The organism is Desulforamulus profundi (assembly GCF_002607855.1).
Genome location: NZ_AWQQ01000051.1, coordinates 20,722 through 28,224 on the forward strand (window position 1 = coordinate 20,722; position 7,503 = coordinate 28,224).

Consider the following 7,503-nt stretch of genomic DNA (forward strand, 5'->3'; position numbering starts at 1 on the left):
TGTAGCGGAATTTCCCCCGGATGGGTGCCCCGGGCTTTTTAACGACCACCTTCACTTCTTGCACCGGTGGGTACTGCTGCAGCACCCGCCGCTGATGCTTTCCGCCACCGCCTCCAGCAGCCGGCGGGGCGGCCCGGTGACCACCTGCTCCACCGTTTCAAACACATCGGCATAACTGACGCTGCGTTTCAGGTCATCAGAGTCCCCCGCCGGCTTGAGATCCGTCAACAGTTCAAGGTCCACCTCGAACAGCTGCCCCAGCCTCTGTTCCTCCGGCAAAACACCGTGGTAACCATAAAAGGTCATGCCCTTCAAAATAATTTTATCCTTCATGCAGATTCCCCCTGAGAATGGCATCACTCATCCTGGCCACCCGTACCATTTCCTTTACGTCATGGACCCTGACAATGTCCGCCCCGCAGGCGATGCCCAGGCCACCGTGGCGCCGGTCCCCTCCACCCGCTGGTCCACCGGCAGGTTTAAGGTCCTGGCAATCACCGACTTGCGGGAGGTCCCCAGCAGGATGGGGCAGCCCAGTACGGTGAGTTCCTTTAATCTTCGCAGGACTTCCAGATTTTGCTCATAGGTCTTGGCAAAGCCAATGCCGGGATCGATCATGATGTTTTCCCTGGCAAGGCCGGCCCGGACGGCGGTTTCGATACCTTCCCGCAAAAAGGCAGTGATTTCGGTCATCAGATCCCGGTAATGGGTGCCCTGGCCGTTATGCATGAGCATGACGGGGACCTGGTATTGCGCCACCACGGCGGCAAGGTCCGGGTCACCTCGTAGGGCCCACTGGTCATTGATGATGTGGGCTCCCGCCTCCAGGGCCTGCCTCGCCACCCCGGCCCGCCAGGTATCCACGCTGATGGGCACCGGTATCGACGGCGCCAATTTCTCCAGCACCGGCAGCACACGCCGCATTTCCTCATCTTCACTGACCTCGGTGTGCCCCGGCCGGGTGGAGATCCCCCCCAGGTCAATGATATCCGCCCCGTCTTCCACCATTCTTTGAGCATGTTCCAGGGCCGCCGCCGGGTCCTGGTATCGTCCCCCGTCAGAGAAGGAGTCCGGCGTGGCGTTTAAAATCCCCATCACCAGGGTCCGCCGGCCCAGTTCCAGCACCCTGCCCCGGCAGTTTAAACGACGGGCCTTTAACCCTTCCAGGTTGTCCAGGGCTTCTTTGATTCGGTCGGCCAGCTGGGCCAGGCCGAAGGGCTGCATTTTTAACTTTTCGATAAACGTGCGGTACTGTTTGAGGGTTGCCATTATCAGGACATCGGTGGTCTCCACGGTGTGGTTGACGATACCCCTGGCCACCGCCGCTTCGCCACCCCTGGCCAGGATTTCCTGCTTGATGATATTGGCCTGGGTGGGGTTGACGCCGGATAGCTTTATAATCCGGTGCACCGCCTTGGGCACCATTCTCTGCCACCCTGCCAGGTCACTGCCCACAGCCATAATTTCGCTGCGGGCCTGGTCGAGATTGTCGATAAATTTTACTGCAATTTCTATTGCCACGGGATCACCTCGGTCTTCCTGTAGTTAACAGATATTTTAAAGTATAACATTACCGGCCAGCAAAATTAAACAAATATACAGCAAGCGTCATCTTTTTATAAGCAGAGGCGAGAAAATTGCCGGAATAAAGTTCAATCATTTTTTTAGGTGCAGCAGTGGAAACATAAAAGTAATGTATATCCAGCACAGGTGAGGCCTATGCATATTTTACCCGGGAGGTCAGGATTAGGATCAAGGAATTAAAAAAACAACCCGGCGCTGGCCCAATAACTTCGTGGCTTGCTGAAAGAAACCGCTGGCGTCATAGATGTTCAGATCAATACCCTGACCGGCAACTGCCTGGTTTTCTTTGATAAAAGGCTCACCGATGAGGCAGTCAAGGATTGAGAGCATTAAACAGCAGATAGAAGGGGCTTGCCGTCCAAAAAAGAGCCGACAGTATGAACGTAAGTTTGGAAAACGGGATGCTTTTTTCGTTAGTCCTAACCTTATTTCTTTTTATCTTTGCTGTGGACTGCCGAAACCTTTAAGGCGTTGATTTTGTTTGGCTGGAACATTGCCATCATTTATTTGGCAAATATGCATAACGCCATCGTGGCTACCTTAAAAGGCCATTTCAACCTTGCCCAGGTGATGGTCGATTACCAATGGCTGCTTTTCTTTCCCTCCATCTATATCTTTGCCATCTGGGACTCATACAATGATTGTCTTGAAATGAATACGGTATTTGATGAAGTTGCAGGCGTTTTCTATACACCTAGTACGTGCTGACAAAAGTAAAATGCAATACCTATTGACATCATGCTGTCACAAAACTAAAAAAGATTGCCCGAACCCTCCCAAAAGGAAAAGAGCAATCCCGATAAGAATTGTATTTCTTTTTTATCTTTGATCGAAAACCAGTCGGAGGTATTTTATTTTTTCCAGGCACTATCTCAGTTTCTTTATTGCTAGCCTGTGGATTCATACTATTTTTTGGGTTTATAGGCCGGCTGCGGCACCAGCCGCTCCTTAAGATACCCATAGAGTAACCCTGCCAGCATTAACAGCCCGGCGTAACCCACGGCAGGGTACAGAACCCGGACCAGGTTGGTGAAACCAAATTGGCTGGCTCCAAAGGCAAAAACGCTTGTAACGATTACCCACCATGTAAAGGCAGGTCTACCATGATCAGTAAAACGATTGACAAACCCGTACAGACACCCTACCGCTGTTGAGTAGATGGCCGCCAGCAAAGCAATAATATAGACTACACGCATCACCGGTGATAACTGGGCCACCACGTAGGCCATGGGAATTTGATAGCGGGCAACTTCAGGGAAGTTAGCCAGCAAAGCCAGGTTGATGGCCAGCGCTCCAATGCCCAGGCCCAGTCCCCCGTAGACAGCGCCTCGCCTTAATATCCCGGGATGTTTTGCCAGTAGGCCCAGGGAAGCCAGCACGGGAACACCGATCACCAAATTGTAAGATACATAATTAACGGCGGCAAGGGGCCAGTAAGGCACCACCGCCCGGGCCGGTTGAGTCACCCTGCTGATGGCGTCAAAATCCGGCGGTGTCACCAGCAGGGTGGCCACGCTGACCCCCAATACAGAAATCAATAATACCGGAACAACAAAACTGATGGCATTAATGAGTCCTTGTATCCCCAGCAGTACGGTCAATAACGTTATGGCAATCATCACCAGGCTGCCCAGCACACCGGATAACCCCAGCTGTTCTGTGAAAACCGCCCCGGTCCCGGCAGCCATGGCCGTTAGAGCGCCAAACAAAAAGAAGGTGATGACCGCATCAACAATACTGCCAAGCCAGGGGCCACCAACATACCGCATGATCTCCCGGTGTGAATCCGCCTTTAACCTCCTTCCCAGTTCCAGGACGATCATGCCGTAAAAGACAAACATGACGGTGGCGGCGGCTAGAGCCAGTATCCCGGTCAATCCGAAAAAACTAAAAAATTGGAGGACCTCTTGACCGGAGGCAAACCCAGCCCCAACCAGGGTTCCAATATATACAGCTGCCACATTAAAAGTTGTTAAGGTTTCTGCTTCTTTTCCCATAATTATAGTTTTTCCGAAAAATAAGTATCTTATGTGTTATAGTGGTATCAGCACTCCTGGTGAAGTGGCTGATTGAAGCAATCATACGCAAACAAAAATATTATTATTAAGACAGCACAAAAAACTCCCTCTGGGGGAGTTTTCTTGGTCGCTTGAAATTTTTTAATGAATGACCTTCAGTACATCGTCTGCGTTGCGCTGGGCAACCGGTTCCGGCTGCTCTTTGGTATGTCCCACAGCGATGATCGCCACCGGCCTGAGGTCGCCGCCCAATTGAAGGATTTGCGACACTTTGTCTTCCTGAAAGGCCGCTACCCAGCAGGTAGACAAGCCATACCCGGTTGCCGCCAGCAGCATATTTTCGATGGCAGCTCCAATATCTTGATACTGGTAGGCCTCTCCCCGCTGTCCGTAAACTTTGGCTGATTTTCCCTGTTCCAGGCAGACCACGATATTGACCGGGGCATCGGCAATAAAAGATTCACGTTCGCAGGCTCCGGCCAGGGCCTGTCTTACCTCCTCCTTAAAAACCACCACCAGCTTCCAGGGTTGCAGATTGCCAGCGCTGGGCGCCCGCAAAGCCGCTTCCACCAGTCGTCCAACGGTGGCCTCGGCCACAGGTTCACTGGTAAAGGAACGGACACTGCTCCGCTGTTCTATGGCTTCGATAACATCCTTGGTCAACGATTTCTCCTCCTTGAAAACACTTTTTTAAAGTTTTTCCCAAGGAGAAAAAATCATGTGTTCTGATTAATAAATGCCTTTATTTTACTACAAACCACAACCCGGTGGCTCTGGCCAGGACATCTTCCCCGCGGGTAACGGTGCATTCGGTGGCAACCAGTGTATTCCCGTCATGAATCACCTTTCCCCGGGCGGTGACCCGGTCGCCAGGATGCCCCGGCGCCAGGAAATTGGTGTTGAGGTTCACGGTGACACCGACTTTGCCCAGGGTGCGAATGGCCACCCCCATGGCAATGTCGGCCATGGCAGACAAAACGCCGCCGTGCAGGGTTCCCTGGGGGTTGAGGTGTATGGGGGCCACTGTTATTTCCAGGCAGGATTCGCCCTTTCCCCGTTCCATTTCGCAGATTTCAATGTTCAGCATTTTGGCAAAGGGATTGTCACTGGCGAATTTTATCAACTGCTGCATTTCTTGATCCATGGATTGATTGCTAACTCCTTTTATCCATCCCTAATTCTTCGTTTAAACTGCCGCTGCGAAAGCCTGACAGGTCCAGCTTTACGCGTGTAAAGCCCAGCTCCTTGAATTGCTCCGTTATTTTCACAGACAGTTCTGCCAGCCGTAAAAATTGCTCCCGGGGCACTTCCAGGCATGCCTCCCTGAGGTAATGCCTTACCTGACGGGAGAAAACCCTAAATGGTTAAGAAACCTCTCCGCTTCCTCCACCCGGCGCAGTTTCTCTTCGGTGATTTCCTGCCCGTAGGGAATCCTGGACGCCAGGCAGGGAGAGGACGGCTTATCCCAGGTGGGCAGGCCCAACTGCCGGGACAATTCCCGGATCTCAGCCTTCGTCAGTCCGGCTTCCCGGAGAGGGCTGCGCACCCCCAGTTCCTCCACGGCTTTCATGCCCGGCCTGTAATCATTCACGTCATCCAGGTTGGAACCATCCAGCACCCGGGGGATCTTGTTTTGACGGGCAATTTCCTGCAGGTCGGAAAACCGCGCATGTTTACAATGGTAACATTTTAGGGGTGAATTCTCTATGAATTCCCTTAACTGCATTTCCTTTGAGTAAACCACCAGGTGCCGCACACCCAGCTGTTGGGCCAACGCCCCGGCTTCCTGGATTTCAGCCGCAGTGGACGTGGCGGACACCGCCGTTACTGCCAGCACCTGGTCTCCCAGCACCCGGGAAGCCACCGCCAGAAGAAAGGCACTGTCCGTCCCCCCGGAATAAGCCACCAGGACTCTACCGTACCCCCGGATGATGTCCTTTAATTTAAGGAACTTCCCTTCTAACAATTCTATGCCCCCGCTTAAACAGATACAAAATCTTTATCCACATTTTCCCGCTTCCAACTTCTCACATCTCACTTTTCAATTGTGTTCCCGGTTGTGACAATGACCGTGATTATGGATTTGTGCCGGGTCGTAGGCTTCACCGGTCCATTGATAATGGTATTGCCGGGGTTCCGGCTCGCCAACCATCACTCTGAGGAGATTGGGAATTTCCATATCCCTGTCCCCGGCCCCGTAACCCACGCCTTTAAGAATCATGGCCGGCATGGGGCCAAAATCCCTGGACAGGTATTTCACCAGGGCGGCACCGGTGGGGGTAACCAGTTCGACGGTCGGACCGGCGGTATAGATGGGCACATTTATTAAAATCTCTGCCGTGGCCGGTGCAGGTACCGGCATGACCCCGTGGGCACAGCGAACGGTGCCGCTGCCCACGTTGAGCGGTGAACAGTAAACTTCCTCGATCTCTAATTTAGCAAGTCCGATCAGGGTGCCGACGATGTCCACAACGGCATCCACCGCACCCACTTCGTGAAAATGCACGTTTTCCGGCGGGCGCCCGTGGATTTTCCCTTCGGCGGAAGCCAGCCGTGCAAAAATATTTTTGGCATCTTGTTTAATGGCATCCGCCAGCTGGCTGTTTTCCAGAATCGCCACAATATCCTTAAGATGACGGTGGGGTTGGTCCTCCGTTACCTTTACATCAACCTTGGTCCCGCTGATGCCCTTGCGCATCACCCGCCTGACAGACAATTCATAACCTTGGATGCCAAGCTTCGATAACTCCTGCCTGAGCTGGTCCACCTCTACACCCAAATCAATTAGTGCCCCCAGAAACATATCCCCGCTGATTCCTGCAAAACAATCAAGATAAGCGATTTTCACTGTTTATCACCTGCCAGTTTATTAATCAGGCCGGCGGCATAGCCCGCACCAAAACCATTATCAATGTTTACCACCGTAACCCCGGAAGCGCAGCTGTTCAGCATGCCCAGCAAAGCGGCCAGCCCATTGAAACTGGCGCCATAGCCCACACTGGTGGGCACAGCGATCACCGGCTTATCCACCAGACCGCCCACCACACTGGGCAGGGCTCCTTCCATGCCTGCCACCACAATGACGACATTGGCCCTAGCCAGTTTTTCCGTCTGGTCCAGGATCCGGTGGATCCCCGCCACGCCGGTATCATAAATTCTTTCTACCCGGTTGCCCATAAGTTCACAGGTCAGGGCCGCCTCCTCCGCCACCGGCAGGTCGGCGGTGCCGGCGCTGCAGACGCACACCATTCCCCGCCGGGGTGTACTGTCGCTCCGGCGCAGGATCATTCTGGCTGTTGGGTCATACTCCGCTTCGGGGACCAGTTCCTTTGCCGCCCCGAACATTTCCTCCGTGGCCCGGGTGCCGAGGATATTGCCCTGACTTGCTTGACAAAGCCTGTGAAAGATCTGTGCCACCTGGTCAACGGTTTTTCCTTGACAATAAATGACCTCGGGAAAACCCTTTCTCAAATGCCGGTGGTGGTCAATTTTGGCATAGCCCAGATCCTCGTAGGGTAATCGTCTCAATTGCTCCAATGCCCGGTCAACGGATATTTGTTCGGTCTGGACTCCTTCCAGCAACTTGCGCAACTCTTCCGGCCCCATGGTTTCCTCCTCCGGGTAGGATTTAGTCAATCATAGTTTATTATACCGATTTTGTCACGGATTTCCTTGGGTAAGCTGTGTTAAGTTGGGTATGGGTTGACAAAATGGAATAGGCTGGGAAATAAATCAACCACCCGGGCTTGCCCCAGATGGTTGAGTATCCACAGTGCTCCCCTTATAATGATAGTTACCACACCAACATAATAAGGGGGAACTGCTGTGTATACTCATCCTACCGTATTACGCTGCAGAAGGCAAGCAATGATACTTGATGGCAGGAAAATTTATAGCCGTC

General features: G+C 52.9%; 9 protein-coding genes and 1 pseudogene. 1 reads left to right on the forward strand and 9 read right to left on the reverse strand.

Annotation, left to right across the window (positions count from 1 at the left end; all coding sequences use genetic code 11):
- Positions 1-51: 51 nt before the first annotated feature.
- On the reverse strand, positions 52-333 hold the full coding sequence (folB, locus tag P378_RS09080; RefSeq protein WP_338013880.1) for a dihydroneopterin aldolase: 282 nt from the start codon (positions 331-333) through the stop codon (positions 52-54).
- Positions 323-1,521, reverse strand: a pseudogene (gene folP, locus P378_RS09085) (dihydropteroate synthase). Before folP ends, folB begins: the two are co-directional and overlap by 11 nt.
- A 540-nt stretch (positions 1,522-2,061) precedes the next feature.
- On the opposite strand from folP, the gene P378_RS09090 reads away from it, so the two are divergent.
- Complete coding sequence (locus P378_RS09090; protein ID WP_099083017.1) at positions 2,062-2,292, forward strand: hypothetical protein; 231 nt, start codon at positions 2,062-2,064, stop codon at positions 2,290-2,292.
- A 197-nt stretch (positions 2,293-2,489) separates the two neighbouring features.
- Here the strand turns inward: P378_RS09090 and P378_RS09095 are convergent, their stop codons facing one another.
- The 7 genes from P378_RS09095 to larB form a co-directional block, all read right to left on the reverse strand.
- The gene (locus P378_RS09095; RefSeq protein WP_099083018.1) at positions 2,490-3,581 is read right to left on the reverse strand and encodes a YkvI family membrane protein; all 1,092 of its coding nucleotides are present in this window, start codon (positions 3,579-3,581) and stop codon (positions 2,490-2,492) included.
- A gap of 162 nt (positions 3,582-3,743) precedes the next feature.
- On the reverse strand, positions 3,744-4,265 hold the full coding sequence (locus tag P378_RS09100) for a nitroreductase family protein (RefSeq protein WP_099083019.1): 522 nt from the start codon (positions 4,263-4,265) through the stop codon (positions 3,744-3,746).
- Between the two features lie 79 nt (positions 4,266-4,344).
- Positions 4,345-4,746 carry a PaaI family thioesterase gene (locus tag P378_RS09105; RefSeq protein ID WP_099083020.1) on the reverse strand — a complete coding sequence of 134 codons (402 nt, stop codon included), beginning with the start codon at positions 4,744-4,746 and terminating at the stop codon, positions 4,345-4,347.
- 10 nt (positions 4,747-4,756) lie between these two features.
- Complete coding sequence (locus P378_RS23525) at positions 4,757-4,909, reverse strand: hypothetical protein (RefSeq protein WP_338013881.1); 153 nt, start codon at positions 4,907-4,909, stop codon at positions 4,757-4,759.
- Between the two features lie 29 nt (positions 4,910-4,938).
- Positions 4,939-5,568 (reverse strand): ATP-dependent sacrificial sulfur transferase LarE, encoded by a 630-nt coding sequence (gene larE / locus P378_RS09110; protein WP_338013882.1) that lies wholly within the window; start codon positions 5,566-5,568, stop codon positions 4,939-4,941.
- A 75-nt stretch (positions 5,569-5,643) separates the two neighbouring features.
- Positions 5,644-6,450 carry a nickel pincer cofactor biosynthesis protein LarC gene (gene larC / locus P378_RS09115; protein ID WP_099083021.1) on the reverse strand — a complete coding sequence of 269 codons (807 nt, stop codon included), beginning with the start codon at positions 6,448-6,450 and terminating at the stop codon, positions 5,644-5,646.
- Positions 6,447-7,208: a nickel pincer cofactor biosynthesis protein LarB gene (gene larB / locus P378_RS09120; RefSeq protein ID WP_099083022.1), complete on the reverse strand. Its 762-nt coding sequence runs from the start codon at positions 7,206-7,208 to the stop codon at positions 6,447-6,449. The genes larC and larB overlap by 4 nt, the downstream gene beginning before the upstream one ends.
- Positions 7,209-7,503: the final 295 nt, after the last annotated feature.

Bases quoted from the DNA above. Each gene is read 5' to 3' on its own strand.
- folB (WP_338013880.1), bottom strand. From the start codon at position 333: ATGAAGGATAAAATTATTTTGAAGGGCATGACCTTTTATGGTTACCAC.
- P378_RS09095 (WP_099083018.1), bottom strand. From the start codon at position 3,581: ATGGGAAAAGAAGCAGAAACCTTAACAACTTTTAATGTGGCAGCTGTA.
- P378_RS09105 (WP_099083020.1), bottom strand. From the start codon at position 4,746: ATGGATCAAGAAATGCAGCAGTTGATAAAATTCGCCAGTGACAATCCC.
- larB (WP_099083022.1), bottom strand. From the start codon at position 7,208: ATGGGGCCGGAAGAGTTGCGCAAGTTGCTGGAAGGAGTCCAGACCGAA.